Origin of the sequence: Mycobacterium sp. GA-1285 (assembly GCF_001499905.1) — a bacterium.
Lineage (GTDB): Bacteria > Actinomycetota > Actinomycetes > Mycobacteriales > Mycobacteriaceae > Mycobacterium.
The window spans coordinates 136,047-157,345 of the sequence record NZ_LQIS01000053.1 but is presented as its reverse complement, the minus strand read 5'-3'; the positions used below and the strand labels follow the sequence as shown (position 1 = coordinate 157,345).

23 protein-coding genes are annotated in these 21,299 nt (G+C 67.4%); 13 read left to right on the top strand and 10 right to left on the bottom strand.

Annotated features, from left to right (window positions below; all coding sequences use genetic code 11):
- Positions 1–25 precede the first annotated feature (25 nt).
- Entirely contained in the window at positions 26–220 is a 195-nt protein-coding gene (locus AU193_RS20550) for a hypothetical protein (protein WP_064424218.1), read from the top strand.
- A gap of 64 nt (positions 221–284) precedes the next feature.
- Positions 285–1,292, top strand: a complete 1,008-nt coding sequence (locus tag AU193_RS20545) for a YihY/virulence factor BrkB family protein (RefSeq protein ID WP_064424217.1) — start codon at positions 285–287, stop codon at positions 1,290–1,292.
- Here AU193_RS20545 and AU193_RS20540 read toward each other — a convergent pair.
- Complete coding sequence (locus AU193_RS20540) at positions 1,282–1,518, bottom strand: DUF3039 domain-containing protein (protein ID WP_064350987.1); 237 nt, start codon at positions 1,516–1,518, stop codon at positions 1,282–1,284. The two genes, AU193_RS20545 and AU193_RS20540, sit on opposite strands and share 11 nt — an antisense overlap.
- Before the next feature lie 66 nt (positions 1,519–1,584).
- Between AU193_RS20540 and AU193_RS20535 the strand changes: the two genes are divergently transcribed.
- The 3 genes from AU193_RS20535 to AU193_RS20525 all read left to right on the top strand — a co-directional run bounded on the left by AU193_RS20535 (position 1,585) and on the right by AU193_RS20525 (position 3,925).
- Complete coding sequence (locus tag AU193_RS20535; protein WP_064424272.1) at positions 1,585–1,986, top strand: DUF3099 domain-containing protein; 402 nt, start codon at positions 1,585–1,587, stop codon at positions 1,984–1,986.
- Between the two features lie 147 nt (positions 1,987–2,133).
- On the top strand, positions 2,134–3,093 hold the full coding sequence (gene sigB / locus AU193_RS20530; protein ID WP_064424216.1) for a sigma-70 family RNA polymerase sigma factor SigB: 960 nt from the start codon (positions 2,134–2,136) through the stop codon (positions 3,091–3,093).
- A gap of 136 nt (positions 3,094–3,229) precedes the next feature.
- Positions 3,230–3,925, top strand: coding sequence for a metal-dependent transcriptional regulator (locus AU193_RS20525; RefSeq protein ID WP_064424215.1), 696 nt, complete (start codon positions 3,230–3,232; stop codon positions 3,923–3,925).
- 27 nt (positions 3,926–3,952) lie between these two features.
- Here AU193_RS20525 and AU193_RS20520 read toward each other — a convergent pair whose 3' ends face one another.
- Positions 3,953–4,993, bottom strand: a complete 1,041-nt coding sequence (locus tag AU193_RS20520; protein WP_064424214.1) for a DUF4192 domain-containing protein — start codon at positions 4,991–4,993, stop codon at positions 3,953–3,955.
- Positions 4,994–5,155: 162 nt separating this feature from the next.
- Between AU193_RS20520 and sthA the strand changes: the two genes are divergently transcribed.
- The 4 genes from sthA to AU193_RS20500 all read left to right on the top strand — a co-directional run bounded on the left by sthA (position 5,156) and on the right by AU193_RS20500 (position 9,540).
- Positions 5,156–6,562, top strand: a complete 1,407-nt coding sequence (sthA, locus tag AU193_RS20515) for a Si-specific NAD(P)(+) transhydrogenase (RefSeq protein ID WP_172798378.1) — start codon at positions 5,156–5,158, stop codon at positions 6,560–6,562.
- A gap of 144 nt (positions 6,563–6,706) precedes the next feature.
- On the top strand, positions 6,707–7,696 hold the full coding sequence (locus AU193_RS20510) for a proteasome assembly chaperone family protein (protein ID WP_064424212.1): 990 nt from the start codon (positions 6,707–6,709) through the stop codon (positions 7,694–7,696).
- A 67-nt stretch (positions 7,697–7,763) separates the two neighbouring features.
- Positions 7,764–8,786, top strand: a complete 1,023-nt coding sequence (locus AU193_RS20505; RefSeq protein ID WP_064424211.1) for an alpha/beta fold hydrolase — start codon at positions 7,764–7,766, stop codon at positions 8,784–8,786.
- Between the two features lie 67 nt (positions 8,787–8,853).
- Positions 8,854–9,540 carry a PhzF family phenazine biosynthesis protein gene (locus AU193_RS20500; RefSeq protein WP_064424210.1) on the top strand — a complete coding sequence of 229 codons (687 nt, stop codon included), beginning with the start codon at positions 8,854–8,856 and terminating at the stop codon, positions 9,538–9,540.
- A gap of 19 nt (positions 9,541–9,559) precedes the next feature.
- Here AU193_RS20500 and nrdR read toward each other — a convergent pair whose 3' ends face one another.
- Positions 9,560–10,030, bottom strand: coding sequence for a transcriptional regulator NrdR (gene nrdR, locus AU193_RS20495; protein WP_064424271.1), 471 nt, complete (start codon positions 10,028–10,030; stop codon positions 9,560–9,562).
- Between the two features lie 154 nt (positions 10,031–10,184).
- Positions 10,185–10,640, bottom strand: coding sequence for a LysM peptidoglycan-binding domain-containing protein (locus tag AU193_RS20490; RefSeq protein WP_064424270.1), 456 nt, complete (start codon positions 10,638–10,640; stop codon positions 10,185–10,187).
- A gap of 209 nt (positions 10,641–10,849) precedes the next feature.
- Here AU193_RS20490 and lexA point away from each other — a divergent pair, with 209 nt between their 5' ends.
- Positions 10,850–11,539, top strand: coding sequence for a transcriptional repressor LexA (lexA, locus tag AU193_RS20485; RefSeq protein WP_064424209.1), 690 nt, complete (start codon positions 10,850–10,852; stop codon positions 11,537–11,539).
- Here lexA and AU193_RS20480 read toward each other — a convergent pair.
- Complete coding sequence (locus tag AU193_RS20480; protein ID WP_064424208.1) at positions 11,536–13,665, bottom strand: LGFP repeat-containing protein; 2,130 nt, start codon at positions 13,663–13,665, stop codon at positions 11,536–11,538. The genes lexA and AU193_RS20480 overlap by 4 nt on opposite strands.
- A 420-nt stretch (positions 13,666–14,085) precedes the next feature.
- Here AU193_RS20480 and AU193_RS22970 point away from each other — a divergent pair, with 420 nt between their 5' ends.
- Positions 14,086–14,328: a hypothetical protein gene (locus AU193_RS22970; protein WP_371259256.1), complete on the top strand. Its 243-nt coding sequence runs from the start codon at positions 14,086–14,088 to the stop codon at positions 14,326–14,328.
- Between the two features lie 268 nt (positions 14,329–14,596).
- Complete coding sequence (locus AU193_RS20475; RefSeq protein WP_064424207.1) at positions 14,597–14,854, top strand: CsbD family protein; 258 nt, start codon at positions 14,597–14,599, stop codon at positions 14,852–14,854.
- A 72-nt stretch (positions 14,855–14,926) separates the two neighbouring features.
- Here the strand turns inward: AU193_RS20475 and hflX are convergent, their stop codons facing one another.
- Genes hflX through AU193_RS20450 form a run of 5 tightly spaced genes read right to left on the bottom strand, consistent with a single transcriptional unit; the run spans position 14,927 to position 19,804 of the window.
- Positions 14,927–16,375 (bottom strand): GTPase HflX, encoded by a 1,449-nt coding sequence (gene hflX, locus AU193_RS20470; protein ID WP_064424206.1) that lies wholly within the window; start codon positions 16,373–16,375, stop codon positions 14,927–14,929.
- Positions 16,376–16,420: 45 nt separating this feature from the next.
- Complete coding sequence (gene dapF, locus AU193_RS20465) at positions 16,421–17,293, bottom strand: diaminopimelate epimerase (RefSeq protein ID WP_064424205.1); 873 nt, start codon at positions 17,291–17,293, stop codon at positions 16,421–16,423.
- 4 nt (positions 17,294–17,297) lie between these two features.
- Complete coding sequence (gene miaA / locus AU193_RS20460) at positions 17,298–18,206, bottom strand: tRNA (adenosine(37)-N6)-dimethylallyltransferase MiaA (protein WP_064424204.1); 909 nt, start codon at positions 18,204–18,206, stop codon at positions 17,298–17,300.
- Between the two features lie 13 nt (positions 18,207–18,219).
- Positions 18,220–18,909 carry a hypothetical protein gene (locus AU193_RS20455; protein WP_064424269.1) on the bottom strand — a complete coding sequence of 230 codons (690 nt, stop codon included), beginning with the start codon at positions 18,907–18,909 and terminating at the stop codon, positions 18,220–18,222.
- 10 nt (positions 18,910–18,919) lie between these two features.
- The gene (locus tag AU193_RS20450) at positions 18,920–19,804 is read right to left on the bottom strand and encodes a DMT family transporter (RefSeq protein WP_064424203.1); all 885 of its coding nucleotides are present in this window, start codon (positions 19,802–19,804) and stop codon (positions 18,920–18,922) included.
- 163 nt (positions 19,805–19,967) lie between these two features.
- On the opposite strand from AU193_RS20450, the gene AU193_RS20445 reads away from it, so the two are divergent.
- A complete protein-coding gene (locus tag AU193_RS20445; RefSeq protein ID WP_064424202.1) occupies positions 19,968–21,299 on the top strand; it encodes a DUF349 domain-containing protein in 1,332 nt (443 codons plus the stop codon).

The window sequence follows — 21,299 nt, the reverse complement described above, 5'->3', positions numbered from 1 at the left end:
GCACGCGACAGTACGGAGGTCCGCAATGACGAACGCAACGCTCACCAGTCCCCCTTTGACCCGGGCTGATCGCTGCGATCGTTGCGGCGCCGCGGCACGGGTACGCGCCAAGCTCCCGTCGGGTTCGGAGTTGCTCTTCTGCCAGCACCACGCCAATGAGCACGAGGCCAAGTTGATCGAGCTGGCGGCCGTTCTCGAAGTCAGTCCGGTGGAGGCATAGCACCCGACACGGCTGACAACCACTCTGGGCACGAGCATCTTTCGTCAGTAATGCTGGACTGGTCATGAGTGACCAGTCCCGGCCGCTGCCGACGAAGCCGTCGCGCCACCATATTCGCCACATGGTGGCGCGTACGTTGTCCAAGAGCTGGGACGACTCGATCTTTTCGGAATCCGCGCAGGCAGCGTTCTGGTCGGCGCTGTCGCTTCCGCCGCTGCTGTTGGGGATGCTCGGCAGCCTCGCCTACATCGCTCCGCTGTTCGGACCCGACACCCTTCCGATGATCGAGAACCAGATCATCGACACGGCTGGGCGGTTCTTCTCCACCAACGTGGTGAGCGAGATCATCGAGCCGACGGTCCGCGACATCGTCCAGGGCGCCCGCGGCGAGGTGGTCTCGCTGGGTTTCGTGATTTCGCTGTGGGCGGGATCGTCGGCCATCTCGGCGTTCGTCGACTCGATCACCGAGGCGCACGGCCAGACGCCGCTGCGCCACCCGGTCCGTCAACGGTTCTACGCGCTCGGCCTCTATGTGGTGATGTTGATCGGCGCGGTCGTCGCCGCGCCGTTCATCGCGTTGGGGCCGCGCAAGATCGCCGCGTACATTCCGGACAGCTGGGACCACGTCCTGCGGTTCGGCTATTACCCCGTGCTGATCGTCGCGCTGATCGTGTCCGTCAACTTTCTCTACCGGGTCTCGCTGCCCAAGCCGTTGCCGTCGCACCGGTTGCTCCTGGGCTCGATCCTGGCCACCGCCGTGTTCCTGTTGGCGACGTTCGGTTTGCGCTTCTACCTGACGTGGATCACCGCGACCGGCTACACGTACGGCGCGTTGGCGACGCCGATCGCCTTCTTATTGTTCGCGTTCTTCCTCGGCTTCGCGATCATGATCGGCGCCGAACTCAACGCAGCGATCCAGGAGGAGTGGCCGGCGGCGGACACGCATGCCAAGCGGCTTCGGTGGTGGTTGAGGGGGAAAGCCGAGTCACTCAACGGCGTCCCGGCCGAGGAAGCAGCGACAGCCGCTCCAGCGTCCCCGCCGGGGGCGGCGGCCGACCCGGCTACTTCTTGAGCTTCTCGTAGATCCGCTTGCACTCCGGGCACACCGGCGAGCCGGGCTTGGCCGACTTGGTCACGGGGAAAACTTCGCCGCACAGTGCGACGACGTGGGTCCCCATGACGGCGCTCTCGGCGATCTTGTCCTTCTTGACATAGTGGAAGAACTTCGGGGTATCGCTGTCAGTCCCGTCGTCGACGCGTTCGTCGGTGTCGGTGCGCTCGATCGTCTGGGTTTGCATGACAACCATTTTGCCCGTAAGAAAACCGACCCGTACAGCGGAGCCACAATGTGGGACAGTAAAGGGATGAAACAAAGCCGCGAGCTGAGTTTCGACGACGACGGCCGGCCCGTCTTGATCACTCGCGCCGCCCCCGCCTACGAGGAACAGCACCGCCAACGGGTTCGCAAGTACCTGACCCTCATGTCGTTTCGTATTCCGGCGCTCGTATTCGCCGCGATCGCCTACGGCATTTGGCACAACGGCTTGATCTCGCTGGCGATTCTGGTCGGCTCGATTCCGTTGCCATGGATCGCCGTTCTCATCGCCAACGACCGCCCGCCGCGCCGCCCGGAGGAGCCGCGTCGCTACGACAAACGTCGGCACTCGCCCGAAGTCCCGACTGCCGAACGGCCGGCGCTGGAACAGCACATCGTGGCACCGCCGCAACGGGAGGGACGTGGCTCGAACGGCGATGTTCCCAGCTGAGGCGCTTCTAGCCCTTTTCTAAGGACATTCTCAGGTCGGCTCCGAAAAACCGCTGATCAGAAGGTGTGAACCAGCCGATGGCTGGGAACTCTTTGGACCTCGTGGGCGTTGTAGCTCATGACAGTTCGACTTGATCAGGAGGCCGTCATGGCAAATGCCAGCACCATCCGCGTCGACCAGGACCTGGACGCCCAGAGTCCAGCGGCTGACCTCGTACGCGTGTATCTCAATGGTATTGGCAAAACTGCCTTGCTCAACGCCGCCGATGAGGTCGAACTCGCAAAGCGCATCGAGGCCGGGCTATATGCCAAGCACGTGCTCGAAACGCGGAAGCGCTTGGGCGAGAACCGCAAACGTGATCTTGCCGCGGTGGTCCGCGACGGTGAGGCCGCGCGACGCCACCTTCTCGAAGCGAACCTGCGCCTGGTGGTGTCGCTGGCGAAGCGCTACACCGGCCGCGGGATGCCGCTGCTGGACCTGATCCAGGAAGGCAACCTGGGCCTGATTCGGGCGATGGAAAAGTTCGACTACACCAAGGGTTTCAAGTTCTCGACGTACGCCACGTGGTGGATCCGCCAGGCCATCACCCGCGGTATGGCTGACCAGAGCCGCACGATCCGGCTGCCGGTGCACCTCGTCGAGCAGGTCAACAAGTTGGCTCGGATCAAGCGTGAGATGCACCAGAACCTTGGCCGCGAAGCCACGGACGAAGAACTTGCGGCCGAGTCCGGAATCCCGGTGGAGAAGATCACCGATCTACTCGAGCACAGCCGCGATCCGGTCAGCCTCGACATGCCGGTGGGCAGCGACGAGGAGGCGCCGCTCGGCGACTTCATCGAGGATGCCGAGGCGATGTCGGCCGAGAACGCGGTGATCTCCGAGCTTCTGCACACCGACATCCGGCACGTGCTCGCCACGCTCGATGAACGCGAACAGCAGGTGATCCGGCTGCGGTTCGGACTCGACGACGGCCAGCCCCGCACCCTCGACCAGATCGGCAAGCTGTTCGGGCTCTCCCGCGAGCGGGTTCGCCAGATCGAGCGAGAGGTCATGGCCAAGCTCCGCAACGGCGAACGCGCGGATCGCCTCCGCTCGTACGCCAGCTAAACGCCCCCCGATGACGATCCCCGCCGCTTCGGTCGGCGGGGATCGCGTCGTATCGGGCGTGCCGGTGTCGCAGACGTAACAACGCAGTTCAGGCCGTCCAGCCGGTAGACTCGACCCCTGACGGAGGGTTAGCGCAATGAATGATCTGGTCGACACCACTGAGATGTACCTGCGGACGATCTACGACCTCGAGGAAGAGGGCGTGGTGCCCCTGCGTGCACGCATCGCAGAACGTCTCGATCAGAGTGGCCCCACTGTCAGCCAGACGGTGTCCCGGATGGAACGGGACGGCCTGCTTCATGTCGCAGGCGATCGCCACCTCGAGCTCACCGATAAGGGTCGTGCCCTCGCCGTGGCCGTGATGCGCAAGCACCGCCTCGCGGAGAGGTTGCTGGTTGACGTCATCGGCCTGCCGTGGGAGGAGGTGCACGCCGAAGCCTGCCGCTGGGAACACGTGATGAGCGAGGACGTCGAGCGTCGACTCGTCCAGGTTCTCAACAATCCCACCACCTCGCCTTTCGGTAACCCGATCCCCGGTCTCTCGGAGCTTGGCCTGATCAGCACGACGCCGGAGGGCGGCCGGATGAACCTCGTGCGGCTGACCGAGCTGCCCGCCGGAATGCCCGTCGCGGTCGTGGTGCGGCAACTGACCGAGCACGTACAAGGCGACGCCGACCTGATCAGCAGGCTGAAGGACGCGGGGGTGGTACCCAACGCCCGCGTGACCGTGCAGACCAACGACCACGGCGGGGTGATGATCGTGATCCCCGGCCACGAACAGGTCGAGCTGCCCCACCACATGGCTCACGCCGTCAAGGTCGAGAAGGTCTGACCCGGAGCGGGCCCGGTGCTCAGCGGGTCAACCGGCCCGTTTCCCGAACGTCTGCCTGGGCGGTAACCGGACCCCCAGCTGGTCGGCCAACCGGTAGCCGGTCGCGGCCAACTCACGAATTCGTTCCGGACGCAGACCGGACTGCAGCGCGGTGTCCAGCATGCCGGCCATCCGATGTGTGCCGTCGCAGCGCAGCGCCGCCTCCAGCGAAACCCCGGCCAACGGACCGTCACCGCGCGCGTAGGCCGAGAACGCCAACAGCACCAGCGCTTCGGCCCGCCACGGCTCGGGCAGGCGCCGCGACAACTCCGCCCACAGCGACTCGGCCTGAGCCGCGCGCTCACCGACCGCGAGCGCATACAGCGTGTCGCGAACCTGCAGATCGGTCAGGGCAGCAGCGATCCGAGCCAGCATCTCGTCGGACAGGTCCTCACCGTCGGACAACCGCGCGGCCGCCGCGATAACTGCCTCGATATCGCGGCACGCCTCGGCATCCGATCGGCCCGCTCGCGCGTCCTGGATGAGGCCGGCCAACGCTTGCGCACGGACAGTATCGGTGACCGCGATGACATCCTGCAGTTCGGCGCGTCGGGCATAGAGCCGGCGCCCGTCCAGCACGGCGGCCATCGCGAGCGGCGACGCGGACGGATCGTCCACGGTGCCTGACGCGCCGCACCCGTCGGCGCAGTGCCACCGGCCGCCCGCCGCGATCCGGTCGACGACATGCACGGCGAGCAGTTCGATCCCCTGGTCGTCCAGGGTGGACGCCAACATGGCGGCCAACTCGCGATATTCGTCATTGCAGAGCCGACAGCCCGCGCCGTCCTCGTCCACGATGACGGCGATCGCCGCGTCGGGCCGCGCCGCCGCGGCCACCTCGGCTACGTGCTCGACCGAATCGGACAGCTCGTCGGAGAGGTCCACCCGCATGACGCATCCCATCGCACCGCGGTCCACGGTCACGAGCACGAGGGATTTCTCGGGGACGAAGCCCAGCACGGCGGGCAGGGCGGCGATGAGCACCGCCGGGCGGTCGAGGTGGAAATCGGGTGATGGTGAGGTCGTCATGGGCTGACCTTCCCTGCCGCCTCCGACGGCTGCCGCCCGTAGACGCCCGTGGCCGCCGCCACTGTGGATCAATCCGAGATTGGGGATCAATTCAGCGTCGGTTGAGGCCAGTCGGCGTGCAGAATTCGCGCAACCGGCGTAGACCTTGTTGCCATGGCTTCCATGCTCGAGTACGACCTCGTGGTCATCGGTTCAGGACCAGGTGGGCAGAGAGCGGCGATCGCTGCGGCGAAGCTCGGGAAGACGGTGGCGGTCGTCGAGCGGGGACGCATGCTCGGTGGGGTTTGCGTGAACACTGGGACCATCCCCTCCAAGACGCTTCGGGAGGCCGTTGTCTACCTCACCGGCATGAGCCAGCGCGAGCTGTACGGTGCCAGCTACCGGGTGAAGGAGAAAATCACGCCCGCCGACCTGCTGGCGCGCACGAGCCACGTGATCGGCAAGGAGCAGGACGTCGTCCGATCCCAGTTGATACGCAACCGCATTGACCTCATCCAGGGCCACTGCAGGTTCATAGACGCACACACCGTGCTGGTCGAGGAACCCACCCGCGGCGAACGCACCACGGTCAGCGGCGACTACATCGTGATCGCCACGGGTACTAAACCGGCCCGCCCCGCGGGCGTCGAGTTCGACGAGGACCGCGTGCTGGACTCCGACGGGATCCTCGATCTCAAGTCGCTGCCGTCGTCGATGGTCGTGGTCGGCGCGGGCGTGATCGGCATCGAGTACGCCTCGATGTTCGCCGCGCTGGGCACCAAAGTCACCGTGGTGGAGAAGCGCGAGACCATGCTGGACTTCTGCGACCCGGAGATCGTCGAGTCGTTGAAGTTCCATCTTCGCGACCTGGCGGTGACGTTCCGATTTGGCGAGGAGGTGACCGCTGTCGACGTCGGATCCGCGGGCACGGTGACCACCTTGGCCAGCGGGAAGCAGATCCCCGCCGAAACGGTTATGTACTCGGCCGGGCGGCAGGGCCAAACCGACCACCTCGACCTGGCGAACGCGGGGCTGGAGACCGACAGCCGGGGCCGCATCCTCGTCGACGATCATTTCCAGACCAAGGTCGACCACATCTACGCCGTCGGCGACGTGATCGGCTTCCCGGCGCTGGCCGCAACCTCGATGGAACAGGGTCGGCTGGCGGCCTACTACGCCTTCGGAGAGCCGACCCAGGGCATCACCGAGCTCCAGCCGATCGGCATCTACTCGATCCCGGAGGTGTCCTACATCGGCGCGACCGAGGTCGAACTGACCCGTGACGCGGTCCCCTACGAGGTCGGGGTGTCGCGCTACCGGGAATTGGCCAGGGGACAGATCGCCGGGGATTCGTACGGCATGCTCAAGCTGCTGGTGTCGACCGACGATCGGCGGTTGCTCGGTGTGCACATCTTCGGTACCAGCGCCACCGAGATGGTGCACATCGGCCAGGCCGTGATGGGCTGCGGAGGAACCGTCGACTACCTCGTCGACGCCGTGTTCAACTACCCCACCTTTTCTGAGGCCTACAAGGTCGCGGCGCTGGACGTGATGAACAAGCTACGGGCGCTCAACCAGTTCCGCGGCTAGCCGACCGGGAGCGCCGGCCCGCCGCAAACGTCTCCACCGCTCCGGGCATGGGATGCCCGCCAGCGGGAACGCAACGTGCGCGAGACTAGTTGTCACTGTACGAAGACGTTAACGGTTGGGCACCACCGCAAGGAGGCGAGGTTCATGGCTGACAACGCCGGTAATCCGGAACAGCACTACCAGCCGGAACAGTCGGGCATGTACGAGTTGGAGTTCCCCGCACCCCAACTGTCCTCCAAGGACGGCCGAGGGCCGGTGCTGATCCACGCCCTACAAGGATTCTCCGACGCCGGGCACGCGATCCGGCTGGCCGCCCAGCACCTGAAGGACACGCTCGACACGGAGTTGGTGGCGTCGTTCGCGATCGACGAGCTGCTGGACTACCGGTCCCGGCGGCCGTTGATGACGTTCAAGACCGACCATTTCACCCACTACGAGGATCCGGAACTCAACCTGTACGCGATGCGTGACAGCGTCGGAACCCCGTTCCTGCTTCTCGCGGGCCTGGAACCGGACCTGCGCTGGGAGCGGTTCATCACCGCAGTGCGGCTGCTGGCCGAACGGCTCGATGTACGCCGCGTCGTGGGGCTGGGAACCATCCCCATGGCGGTGCCACACACCCGCCCCATCACGATGACCGCACACTCGAGCGACAAGGAACTGATCGCCGACCACCAGCCGTGGATCGGCGAGGTGCAGGTCCCGGCGAGCGTGTCGAACCTGCTCGAGTTCCGGATGTCGCAGCACGGGTACGAGGCGGTCGGCTTCACCGTCCACGTTCCGCACTACCTGGCCCAGACCGACTATCCCGCGGCGGCCGAGGCGTTGTTGGCCGAGGTCGCCAGGAACGCGTCGCTGGAGATTCCGCTCGAGGCGCTGGTAGCGGCCGGCGCGGAGGTGCTGACCAAGGTCAACGAGCAGGTCGAGCAGAGCACCGAGGTGGCCCAGGTGGTCGCCGCCCTGGAACGCCAGTACGACGCCTACGTTGCGGCGCAGGAGAACCGGTCCCTGCTGGCCAGCGACGAGAACCTGCCCAGCGGCGAAGAACTCGGCGCCGAGTTCGAACGGTTCCTCGCCCAGCAGGCCGAGAAGAAGTCCAAGGACCGATCAGAGGACGGCGACGACGCCGGATGACGACAAGTCGCCCGGCCAGTGGGCGACTCGATGGGCGTGGACGGAGGCGGAAGGCTAAGTTGGCGCAATGGCGCCGCGAAAGCCGAACCTTCGGCCCGTACGGGACCTGACACCCGTCCTTCAGTTCCGCACCATTCACGGTTACCGGCGCGCGTACCGGGTGGCCGGTTCGGGGCCCGCGATCCTGCTGATCCACGGGATCGGCGACAACTCCACGACGTGGGAGACGGTTCAGTCGAAGCTCGCGCAGCGGTTCACCGTGATCGCACCTGATCTGTTGGGTCACGGTAAGTCCGACAAACCTCGCGCCGACTACTCGGTCGCCGCCTATGCCAACGGGATGCGAGACATGCTCAGCGTTCTGAACATCGACCACGTGACGGTGATCGGCCATTCGCTCGGCGGCGGGGTCGCGATGCAGTTCGCTTATCAGTTTCCGCAACTGGTCGACCGGCTCATCCTGGTCGGCGCCGGTGGGGTCACCAAGGACGTCAACATCGCGCTGCGCTTCGCCTCGCTTCCGATGGGCAGTGAGGCGCTGGCGCTGCTGCGGTTGCCTTTCGTGCTGCCGGCAGTGCAGGCGGTGGGCCGCGTCGCCGGCGGTGTGTTCGGCTCAACCGGTCTCGGGCGCGACCTGCCACAGGTGCTTCGCATCCTCAACGACCTACCCGAACCGACCGCGTCCTCGGCGTTCGCCCGCACGTTGCGCGCTGTCGTCGATTGGCGCGGTCAGGTGGTGACCATGCTGGACCGCTGCTACCTGACGCAATCGGTTCCGGTTCAGCTGATATGGGGCAGATGCGACGCCGTGATCCCCGTCAGCCACGCCAGGATGGCGCACGCCGCGATGCCGGGATCGCAGTTGGAAATCTTCGACAGATCCGGCCATTTCCCGTTCCACGACGACCCGGAGCGTTTCATTCAAGTGGTGGAGAAGTTCATCGACGGCACCGAACCGGCCGCCTACGACCAGGAGTACCTGCGCAGACTGCTGCGGGCGGGGATCACCGCAGGCACGATCTCAGGGCCGGCCGACACCCGGGTCGCGGTGCTCGACGCGATGGGAACTGACGAGCGCAGCGCGACCTGAGCATCGGGCCTCTCGCGACCACAGCGACCTGGCCAACGGCACGCGGATACGAAGTAGCATCGGGCCCATGGCCATCGACGTGACGGTGTTGCGAGTCTTCGCCGACCCTGACGGCAATCACGGAAACCCGCTCGGCGTCGTCGACGCCAGCACCGTGGACCCGGATGATCGCCAGCGGATAGCCACCGAATTGGGTTACAGCGAAACCGTTTTCGTCGACCTGCCCGCCCCCGGTACCAGCACGGCACACGCGCGGATCCATACTCCGGCCGTCGAGCTGCCCTTCGCGGGGCACCCCACCGTCGGCGCGGCGTGGTGGCTTCGCGAGCAGGGCACGCCCGTCCACACGTTGCGGGTTCCCGCAGGACTCGTGCAGGTGGCGGACGACGACGACCTCACCTCCATTCGGGCTCGCGCGGAGTGGGCACCCGAATTCGCCATCCACGACATCGTCTCCGTCGACGAACTGCTGGCGCTCGACCCGTCGGATTATCCCGACGACATCAACCACTACCTGTGGACGTGGACCGACCGGGACAGGGGCGAACTGCGGTCACGGATGTTCGCCACCGATCTCGGCGTGCCCGAAGACGAGGCCACCGGCGCCGCCGCCGTACGGATCACCGACTACCTCAGTCGGGACCTGAAAATCGTTCAGGGTAAGGGCTCGCACATCTACACCGAGTGGAGCGCCGACGGCTGGGTCCGTATCGCTGGTCGCGTCGTCAACGACGGAATCAAGCAGATCGATTGATCGAGGTCTCACCGGCCGGTCAGCTGGCGGTCGGTTGCGGCGAATCACGATGCGCCCGAAGCGCCTCGATCTCACGCTCGAAATCCTCGGCCGAGGTGAATCCGCGATACACCGAGGCAAAGCGGAGGTAGGCCACTTCGTCGAGATCGCGCAGTGGCCCGAGGATGGCAAGTCCCACTTCGTGGCTGGGAACCTCGGGTGATCCCGCCGCGCGCACGGTGTCCTCGACCTGCTGGGCCAGCAGGTTCAGCGCGTCCTCGTCGACCTGGCTGCCTTGGCAAGCCCGGCGCACACCCTTGATGACCTTCTCGCGGCTGAACGGCTCGGTGACACCGCTGCGCTTGACGACGGCCAGGACGGCGGTCTCCACGGTCGTGAATCGACGTCCGCATTCCGGGCATGAACGCCGTCGCCGGATGGCCTGGCCCTCGTCGGTCTCGCGCGAGTCCACCACGCGCGAGTCCGGGTGACGACAGAACGGACAATGCATTACCGCTCCTTCGCCGCGCCAACAAACGACCAACTCGAACCTCTCCGAGGGTACCCGCGGCGGGTTGCGAAAGCCCAGCACCGGGCTGAACGGCACATAGTCCGCCGATCTGTCGCTGAACATGTCTGCGCAGCAAGCTGTTTGCCGGCGACCGTCAGCCGACCGGCGCGATCAACGTCTGCCCGGCATCCAGCGCAGGCGAGTCGAGCTGGTTGAGCTCGCTGATCCGATCCATCACCTGGCCGACCGGGGCATCAGGGGCCACTCGCATGGCCACCTGCTGCAGGGTCTCACCGGTCTGGACCTGGACCACCGCGAGGCGGTCCGGCACCGTGGCCGAGGTGGTGCCCACGACGCCGCCGAACTGCGCGACCAGGCCGAGCCACACCGTGATTCCCGCTGCCACCAAGGACAGGAGCACCGTGGTGGCGGGGGTGATCGGTCGCCGTCGGTGCGAGGCGCGCGACATCAGCACCCCGGTTCCGCGATAACGCACCGCGGCCCCGGCCGGTCGGGTCACCGACGTGCGCCGATGACGGGTTCCAGCAGGCCGGCTACCGGTTCTGACCACGCGCGCATCCTGGAATTCGTGGGTGTCGAGAACAGTCATCATCCTGCCTTCCGTTTCGCTGACTTCGCTCTTGTGTTCGAAGATAGTCGATCACATGTTCGAAAGATAGAACGTGTGATCGAAATGTTGTGAAACGATAGGACAGGGCACCGACAAAAAAATCGACGCCCGATTTCCTCGGCATCCGACGACGACACGCCTCGAACACATGTTTGATTAATCGTGTGCCGCGAGTTACATTCGGCGGCATGGACTCCAGCAGCGATAATTCGGACGGCACAGGCGGGCCCCGATCTTCTGGGCTCACCGAGCGCCAGCGCACCATCCTCGACGTGATCCGCGCATCGGTCACCAGCCGCGGCTATCCCCCGAGCATCAGGGAGATCGGCGATGCGGTCGGTTTGACCTCCACCTCTTCGGTCGCGCATCAACTGCGCATGCTGGAACGCAAGGGGTATCTGCGGCGTGACGCCAACCGGCCGCGGGCCGTCGACGTGCGTGGCGCCGACGACCACGTGACTCCGATCGTGGCCACCGAAGTGGCGGGTTCCGATGCCCTACCGGAGCCGACATTCGTGCCGGTGCTCGGGCGCATCGCGGCCGGCGGACCCATCCTGGCCGAGGAGGCCGTCGAAGACGTCTTCCCGCTGCCGCGCGAACTGGTCGGCGAAGGCTCGCTCTTCTTGCTCAAGGTCGTCGGCGACTCGATGGTCGACGCTGCGATCTGCGACGGCGACTGGGTGGTTGTGCGTCAGCAGAGCGTCGCCGACAACGGTGACATCGTCGCCGCGATGATCGACGGCGAGGCCACGGTGAAAACGTTCAAACGTACACGCGGACAGGTGTGGTTGATGCCTCACAACCCGGCCTTCGATCCGATTCCAGGTAACGACGCCGCGGTGTTGGGCAAGGTCGTCACCGTCATACGGAAGATCTAGTCGGCTCGTACGAAGCCGTTGGTGCGAGCGAAATCCTCGCTGGAGAACCAGATTTCGGCTCGCACCTCGTCGTAGTCGGCCGAGGTGGGAAGCCAATAGCGGCCCGACTGGGTGTCGGCCTTGATCGGGTAGCCCTCGGGCGCTTGCCCGGAGTCGCCGAACGGAAGGCGGAATGCGGGGCTCGGCACTTCCGGCTCGTCGATGACGATCTTGGCGTGACGACCCGTGTCGGTCAGCGGATCTCGTTGCAGCGGTTCGCGTTCGGTGGGTTCAGCAGGGAGATCGCCCTCTTCGGGCGCCGCGCCGAATCCGTCGGGCACCGTGCCACTCTCCTGAGGCACCGCGTAACTCTCATCGGGCGGCGCATCGCCCTCCTCGGGCACACTGCCCTGCTCGTCGACGGTTCCGCCCGAGCCCGCGGCCAGGCGCTCTGCGACGATGTCGGCCTCTCCCGAAGTCGGTATGCGGGTCGGCGCGGTGTCGACGTTGTCGGGATCCTCCCCGCCGAAAGTCGACGAGTCCGAAGAATCGCCGAAGCCCGCCGACGATGCCTCCCACGGATCGGCAGACGGAGCGGCTCCCGACTCTCCCGGCGCAGACAGCGCACCCAAACCCTCGGTGGCATAGCGATCAGCGAACATCGCCGCGGATCGATCGCCGCCGCCCGACGTTTGTGCATCCGAACCCAGTGTGCTGTAGGCCTGTTCGGCCTCGGCACTGTACGTGTCGTCGTAATGGTCGTCGACTGGGCCGGGGCGATCGACGTCGAGACGACGCCGGTTGCGCAGCGCTGCAAACGCCACCAGGCCGACGAGGATGAGCACCGGGACGATCGCCAGCAGCCACCACCAGCTGAAGGTGAACCAGTCGCGGTCACCACCGGAGTTCGCGGTGCGCGGGGTGCCCGGCGTTTCGGATCCCTGCTCGGCCGGCACCTCGAGCCCGGCCAACTCGGCCGCCAGATTGCGTGGCTCCGTAGTGAACTCACCGGTCGACCGATTCCAGGACACCACGCCGCCGGTGAATCGCTGCGTGACGACGTCGTCCTTCTCGGACCGATCGGCCATCGGCGCGCCGAGGGCCCCCTGGGCCCCACCGAGCTTGTCCCACGCCGCACTCATCGCGCCGCGTACAAGCACCGCACCATGGTCGGGCGTCCAGAAGATCACCGGTTTGTCCTCGGCGGCGAATCGCGCCATCCGGCTCGCGGTGGGCAGGCCGCCGTCCGCCTCACTGGCAATCGGGAAGCCGAGATCGCCTTCGGGCCCGCCGAGGCTTTCGTATCTGGACAGAACCTGACCGGTGACGACTCGCGCCCCTGTCGCGGGACTGTAGAAGATCTTGCCGCCGGCGAAGTTCTGGCCGAGGCCGTCTTTACCGATCGGGTACGGGGGTCCTTCCGCGGCGCCGAGTGGTCCCAGTGGGCCTCCGGCTGCGCGGCGTGCCGCGTTGATCGCCGATGTCGCATCACCCGGCGGCTGCACGTCCGCCAACTGCCCGGCGAGGTCGGGCGGGACGGTGGTGAACGTCTTGTCGCGGGTGTTGTAGGTGATCTCGCCGCCGGTGAATTTCTGAGTGATCAGGTCACCGCGATAGGTCTCATCGTCGGCGGGCACACCGAGCGGTCCGGTGGAACCGCCCAACCTGTCCCACGCCGCGTTGATGGGTCCACGGACCACGCGCGCGCCGGTGTCCTGCGTCCAGAAGATCACCGGCTTGTCGCTGGCGCTGAACGTGACATTGAAGCTGCCGGGAGCCCGCCCGGGGCCGTCGTCCATGGTCGGGAAGCCGAGATCGCTGTCGGCCGGTCCACCGAGCGATTCGTACTTCTCCAGGATCGCACCGCGCATGATGTGAGCGCCGGTATCGGGCGTGAAGAAGATCTTGCCGCCGGCGAAGTTCTGCGCGAAGCCGTTCCCCACCGCGTACACGTCGCCCTGTCTTGGGCCCAGTGGGCCACCGTCGCCGCCGCTTCCGTCCCACGCCGCCGCGATCGCGGCGTTGGCGGCATCGGATTCCGGTGAGGCGCCCGCCACCGGCGGTAGCAGTAGAGCCACGGCGCCCACGAGCAGACCGATCGCCATCCGGCCCAACACCGTGGTGTGCCGGCTGTCCCGCCCGATCATTCGACCTCCCGGGTCGGTACGAAATTTCGCTCGACGATTTCGCACCCGTCCTCTATCTGTCGTCTTACGCCAATAACCAACGAACACGCCGATCTTCGCAAGAAAATACCTGCCAATACTGCATTCGCTGTGGATAACCCCGCCGTGCCGCCTCGATTGATCGCAACCGCATCCCCGCTATTGGCGCCCGCAGTCTCGGTGGCGGCGCCGCAAACAGTTTGCACGCGGGAGTCGGAAATTGCTGGCATCAGCGAAAAATTTGCTCAAATATCGGTTGCTACCAGGCAATGTCTTGCCCGATCGGTGATCGGCGCACACGATTCCGGAGGAATTGCCATTCGCTATCCGCGGGCGGCGACGGATAGCCAGCGGATTGTCGGCCGGGCGGAGCCGGAGGATGCCCGCACCTAGACTGACGCCATGCCCCGCCCGGTCAGCCTGACGCACTGGGGAGCGTGCACCGCCGACCTGCGAGACGGCGACATCCACGCGGTCAGACCGCTCGAGGGCGGCGCGGACCCATCACCGCTGCTCGGAAAGGCTCGGAAAGGTATGCCGGGATCCCTTCGGATAGCGACGCGCGACGTCCGCCGCGGCTGGTTGCGCGCGGGCCGGTTCCACCACGCTTCAGAGCCAGGTGCACCGCTTCCTGAATCCCCCTGAGGGCTATACGTTTTCTCGACACTCCACAGCGTTGAGGACGATCGGGGCGATCATCCCGCGCGTCCCCGCCGCACGGGCCGACCGGAAATTCCTAGCTCGTGCGAATTGCCAAGGCTCCCAAAGGGGGTTGCGGCGAGCACTCGGTCGCGTCGACACCATCGTCGAGTTCGGCTGTGAGGTGCCTCACCGAAGCAGTCTGTCCGATTAGCGAAGCGCCGTTTCGGGTACTGGACCGTCACACCGACCGATCGGCAAGGAGGAAGCCGCAGTGTCCGACAACAAGAACAGTGGGCCCGAGGAGGCCATCAAAGGTGTCGTCGAAGGCGCCAAGGGCAAGGCCAAAGAGGTGCTAGGCGCGGTCGCCGGTCGAGACGACCTGTACCGCGAAGGTAAGGCACAGCAGGACAAGGCGGATGCGCAACGCAACGCCGCACAGAAGGAAGCCGAAGCCGAGAGCGCGCGCGCGGCGGCCAAGACCGCCGAGAAGCGGCAGGAATCCGAGCAGCGGCCATCCGACGACCGGTAGGTCTGCGGCGGGAGGCGCGGAGGGAAGAGACCTCTGCGCCTCCTCGCTATGCGCCGAGGCCGTCGGAATGCATCAGAACGTCGCGTAATCGCGCAGCGTGGCCGCCAGCGCGGCCGGCACCCGAGCCTTGATCCTGGTGCCATCGGCGGTGTGCTCGGTAGCATCGACGCGGCCGTCGGCGTGCACGCGGCTGACGAGATCACCGCGTTCATAAGGGATCGTCACGTCGACCGCCGCGTCGGTCGGTGTGATCAGCTCGGCCATCCGCTGCTGCAGGCGCTCCAGTCCGTCACCGGTGCGCGCTGAGGCGAACACCGCGTCGGGCAGGGCGCGGCGCAGCTGCGCGAGCGTCAGACCATCGGCGGCGTCTATCTTGTTGACCACCAACAGTTCCGGTGCTCGAGCCCCATCGTGTACCGGTTCCGATGTCGCCGCCGGAACGGCTCCGGCGATCACCTCGCTGACGACCGTACGAACGGCATTGATCTGAGCGAGCGGATTCGCATCGGACCCGTCGACGACGTGCACCAGCAGGTCGGCGTCGACGACCTCCTCCAGCGTGGAGCGGAAGGCCTCCACCAGCTGGGTGGGCAGGTGACGAACGAAGCCGACGGTGTCGGTCAGCACGAATGGCCTGCCGTCGGCGAATTCGCCTCGGCGCGTTGTCGGTTCGAGCGTTGCGAACAATGCGTTCTCCACCAGCACGCCCGCGCCGGTGAGCGCGTTGAGGAGGCTGGATTTACCCGCGTTGGTGTAACCCACGATCGCGACCGACGGCACCTCGCTGCGCCGCCTGCCGCTGCGCTGAGTGTCGCGGATCTTCTTCATGTCCTTGATGTCGCGGCGCAGCTTGGCCATCCGCTCGCGGATGCGACGGCGGTCGGTCTCGATCTTGGTCTCACCCGGACCGCGCAGGCCCACGCCGCCACCGGCGCCGCCGGCACGGCCGCCGGCCTGCCGCGACATCGACTCGCCCCATCCGCGCAGCCTGGGCAGCATGTACTCCATCTGCGCCAAGCTGACCTGCGCCTTGCCCTCCCGACTGGTCGCGTGCTGGGCGAAGATATCGAGGATGAGCGCGGTGCGGTCGATGACCTTGACCTTGACCGCCTTCTCCAGGGCGGTCAGCTGGGCGGGGCTGAGCTCACCGTCGCAGATGACGGTGTCGGCACCCGTCGCGAGCACGATCTCGCGGAGTTCGGCGGCCTTGCCCGAGCCGATGTAGGTGGAAGCATCCGGTTTGTCGCGGCGCTGGATAACGCCTTCGAGCACTTCCGAGCCCGCGGTTTCGGCGAGCGCGGCCAGTTCGGCCAGGCTGGCGTCGGCGTCGGCCGCACTGCCTTCGGTCCACACGCCGACCAGGACCACGCGTTCCAGGCGGAGCTGGCGGTACTCGACCTCGGAGACGTCGGTCAGTTCGGTCGACAGACCGGCCACGCGGCGCAGTGCCGTGCGGTCTTCGAGCGCCAGCTCACCCGCGCTCGGAGCGCTGTGAGTGGTAGAGGGATCGGGATACGTCATAGGCGAATAGAGATTCGCACGGAGATCACTTTTCATGCACCCCAATCAACGTTGAGCAACGCTCCACCATTCCGTGGACAGCTCGCCGTGGGCCACCAGAACCGACGGCCCGCGCAGGAAACTGCTGGCCTCGGTGACGGTGACCGAGACTTCACCGCCCGGGATACGAACATCGAGGCTGCCGGTGGCGGCGCCGGAGTAGGCCAACGCCGCGACCGCGGCGGCAACGGTGCCCGTCCCGCAGGACCGGGTCTCGCCGACGCCGCGTTCGTGCACACGCATCGTCACCGCGCCGTCCACCGGTGCGGTCGACACCTCGACGTTGACGCCCTCCGGGAACATCGCGGCGTCGAAGGACACCGGGGCCCCGACGTCGAGCGCGAACAGTTCCTCGGGCGACAGGTCCGGGTCGACGCAGGCCAGATGGGGGTTGCCGACGTCGACCGCGAGCCCGGCAAACGGCCTTCCACCGACGATCGCCTCCCCGCTGCCCAACTGGTTCACCTTGCCCATTTCGACGGTGACGTCGGCGTTCGTCGCGTCCCAGTAGTGCAACACCACCGGCCGCGGACCCGCCAGCGACCCCACCACGAAGTCGTCGCGGGTCTCCAGGCCGCTGGCGCGCAGGTAGTGCGCGAAGACTCGCACCCCGTTGCCGCACATCTGCGCGATCGATCCGTCGGCGTTGCGGTAATCCATGTACCAGTCGTCGCCGACGACGCCCTCAGGCAGTTGTTCGAACAATCCGGCGCGCTGCGCGGCCTGCGCGGTGGTCACCCGCAGCACACCGTCGGCGCCCAGCCCGCGTCGCCGATCACACAGCGCCGTCACCGCCGCCCGGGACAACGTCAACTCGAAGTCGAGGTCGGGTAGCAGCACGAAGTCGTTCTGCGTGCCATGTCCCTTGGCGAACCTCACGTGTTCAGGGTACGTCCCGCCAGACCCGCAGCGTCGCCTCCGCGAGGCCGGAGGCGGCGCCGTCCAGCCAGACGATGCGGTGGTCGCGGCGGAACCAGGACCGTTGCCGACGCACATAGCGGCGGGTGCCGACGAACGTCGGTTCCCGTGCCGCGGAGCCGTCGCCGCCGGCGTCGAGGTCGGCGAGGACCTGCGCGTACCCCAGGGCCCGCGAGGCAGTGACCCCGTCGCGCAGCCCACGCTTCAGCAGCGCGCGCACCTCGTCGACGAGTCCGTCGGCGAACATCTTGTCGGTCCGCTGAGCCAGGCGTTCGTCGAGAAGCGTTGTGGGCCAATCAAGTCCGATAATGGCGGCATCCCAGCGCGGTGCGCCGATGACGGGAAACGATGCGGCGAACGGCCGGCCGGTAAGTTCGACCACCTCGAGCGCGCGCACGATGCGCCGCCCGTCGGTGGGCGCGATGGAGGCCGCGGCGTCGGCGTCCACACGCGCCAGCTCCCGGTGCAGAGCCGCCGCACCGATCTCGGCGAGGCGCTGCTCCCACCGTGCGCGCACCGCCGGTTCGGTGGCCGGGAACGTCCAATTGTCCAGCAGCGATTGGACATACATCATCGACCCGCCCACGATGACGGGAGTCGCGCCGCGATCGAGGATGGCTTCGACGTCGGCTGCGGCAGATTGCTGGTAGCGAGCCACGCTCGCGGTCTCCGTCACCTCGAGCACGTCGAGCTGATGGTGCGGGATCCCGCGACGCTCGTGAACCGTCAGCTTCGCGGTTCCGATGTCCATGCCGCGGTACATCTGCATCGCGTCAGCGTTCACGACTTCGCCGTTGAGCCGTTCGGCCACGTCCAGGGCCAGCGCCGACTTACCGGTCCCCGTGGGGCCGATGATCGCGATCGGCCGCGTCATCGTGTCCGAGAATTCATCGCGGCTGCCAAAGCCCCGTGAAATAGCCGACGCCGTACGGCGCACCGCGGTACAGCTCCTTGGCCGACCGGGGGCCGGGACCCACGAGGCCCGCCAGCACCTGGTAGGCGACCCGTCCCACCACCGCCTCCGGCAATCGGGTCAGCGGGGCGGTGTCCCCGCCGGCCAGCGCGTCGTCCAGCGCGGCTTGCACGGCGATCGTGTCGGGGTCGAAGCCTCCCGGTGCGGCCGGTGTCAGCGTGGTGAAGCCGTCGGCGACGACGAGGACGCCGACGGGCTCGCCCGCTTCGTCGATCTCGGCGCGCAACCGCCCGCCGTGGGCCAACGCCGCGTCGACGTCGTGGCCGACGGCGTAGACCCGAACTTCAGCGGAGGCATCGGCACGGGCCGCCCCGCGCAGCCAACCGGTGATCAACGCGCACAACGGAAGCGCGACCGGATCGCCATCGACGCCTGCAGACAGGGCGACCCGCACGTCGACGCCGTAGCCGGCGAACGTCCCGGCGTGTTGCGGAGCGACGACCCGATCGGAGCGCCCCACCCCGACAGCGACCCAGCGCGGCGGGAGCCCGGCCACCGCCGCGAACACCGCATCGCGCAGATCGGCCAGCTCCGGCGCCGCGCCGCCGGCGAGTTCGGGCACCATGACCGGTGCCGACGGGACGATCGCGATGGCGCTCAGCACGCCGTCCACGCTAATGCGGTGCGGGCTGGGCGGCCGTGGCGGCTTCACCGCGGGCGAGCGCGGCCGTCGAAACCACCATGACCGCCACCGCGGCGATCAGCGTGAGCCAACCGGCCTCACCCGGCCGCAGCGTCTCCCCCAGCACCACGACACCGAGCACCGAGGCGACCACCGGTTCGGCCACCGTCATCGTCGGCAGCGACGCGGTCAGCGCCCCGGCGCGGAACGACGCCTGTTGCCACGCCGTGCCCGCGACCGCCACGACGGCCCAGATGTACAGCTCCGGGGTGCGCAACAGCGCTTCCAGGCCGTCGCCGAGACGGTCGACGACGCCTTTGGTCAGCACCGCGAACAACCCCCACAACGCTCCGGACACCAGCGCGAGCAGCACCGCGCTGACGGGTCCCTCCCAGATGTTGGCACCGATCACGCACAGCACCAACGCCGGAACCAGCACCACCAGCACCTCCGTCCAGGTTTCCCACGAGGCCCGGGAATGCCCCTCGGTCGGGTTGCCGACCGTCACGATCACCGCGACCGACCCCGCCAACAACGCCGCCCACGTCCACTGCCACCGCGTCACTCTGCGATGCGAGAGCCGGGCGTGGATCGGCAGCGCGAACAGCAGCGACGTGACCAGCAGCGCCTGAACGAGAAGGACAGATCCCAGGCCCAGGGCGGCGGCCTGCAACGCGAACCCGGCGGCGGCCACGAAGCTACCCAGCCACCACCGCCGGTCGCGCAGCAGCCGGGTGAACAACTCCAGATGTCCCACCGGTTCGTCGGCGACCTCGTGAGCCTGCCGCTGGTGGATCACGTCGCCGATCGCCACGAACACGGCGGCGCCGAGTGCCAGAACGACGGCCAGATCCACCGCAGCGTCCGTGACGGCCATCGCAGTCCTTCCGTAGGTTGTCGCGACGAGCCTAGGCAGGTCATCGCGGAAACCGGTGCGCACGCGCCCCGGCGACCTGTTTCAATAGCGTTCGGACAGCGATCAGGCGCCGCGTTGCGCGGCAGGTACGCGGTACGCCGCGGAGGGCACGAGGATTACGGACATGACGACCAGCCAGCCAGGGGACCAGTCCTCTGCGCCGAAACCCGCTCCCCGGCCCGGACCGCCACGTCCCGGACCCGCGCCGCGGCCGGTCCGGCCGGGACCGATGGTGGCCCCTCCCCCGACCAGCGATCCGCATCGGTTCGGCCGCGTCGACCCCGACGGCACCGTGTGGCTGATCACCGGCTCGGGCGAACGGATCATCGGATCGTGGCAGGCAGGCGACACCGAGGCGGCCTACGCGCACTTCGGCAGGCGGTTCGACGACCTCCAGACCGAGGTCGCACTGATGGAAAGGCGGCTCGAGTCCGGCACCGGCGACGCCCGCAAGATCAAGGCGGCCGCCCAATCGCTGGCCGAGACCCTGCCGACGGCGCACGTGCTCGGCGACGTCGACGCGATCGCCCAGCGTCTGCAGGCGATCATCACCCATGCCGACGAGACGGCGCAGGCCGAGAAGGCCCGACGCGAGGAGTTGCGCGCCGCGCAGACCGTCCGCAAGGAAGCGCTGGCCGCCGAGGCCGAGGACATCGCCGCGAACTCCACCCAGTGGAAGGCCGCCGGTGACCGGCTGAGGGAGATCCTCGACGAGTGGCGCACGATCACCGGATTGGACCGTAAGACCGACGACGCGCTGTGGAAGCGGTATTCGGCGGCGCGCGAGCAGTTCAACCGCAGACGCGGCTCACACTTCGCCGAGCTCGACCGCGAGCGCGCCGGCGCCCGGCAGGCCAAGGAGGCGCTGTGTGAGCGCGCCGAGGCGTTGGCCGATTCGACGGACTGGGGCCCCACCAGTGCGGCGTTCCGCGAGCTGCTGGCCGAATGGAAGTCGGCCGGGCGCGCGGCCAAGGACGTCGACGACGCGTTGTGGCAGCGGTTCAAGGCGGCCCAGGACAAGTTCTTCGGCGCGCGCAACGCCGCCAGTGCCGAGCGCGACGCCGAGTTCCGCGCCAACGCGGAGGCCAAAGAGGCGCTGCTGGCCGAGGCGGAGAAGCTGGACACTTCCGATCTCGAGGCGGCGCGCGCCGCGCTGCGGGTGATCGGCGAAAAGTGGGACGCCATCGGCAAAGTGCCCCGCGAGCGCGGCGCGGAGTTGGAACGCCGCCTGCGCGCGGTGGAGAAGAAGGTCCGCGAGGCGCCGACGCACGGCGTCGACCCCGAGGCTCAGGCCCGCGCCGATCAATTCCGGGCTCGCGCAGAACAATACGAGCGCCAGGCCGAGAAGGCGGCAGCAGCCGGGCGCGACAAGGACGCCGCGGACGCGCGAGCCAACGCCGAGCAGTGGCGGCAGTGGGCGGACGCGGCCGCCGAGGCGCTCGGCAATACCCGCTAG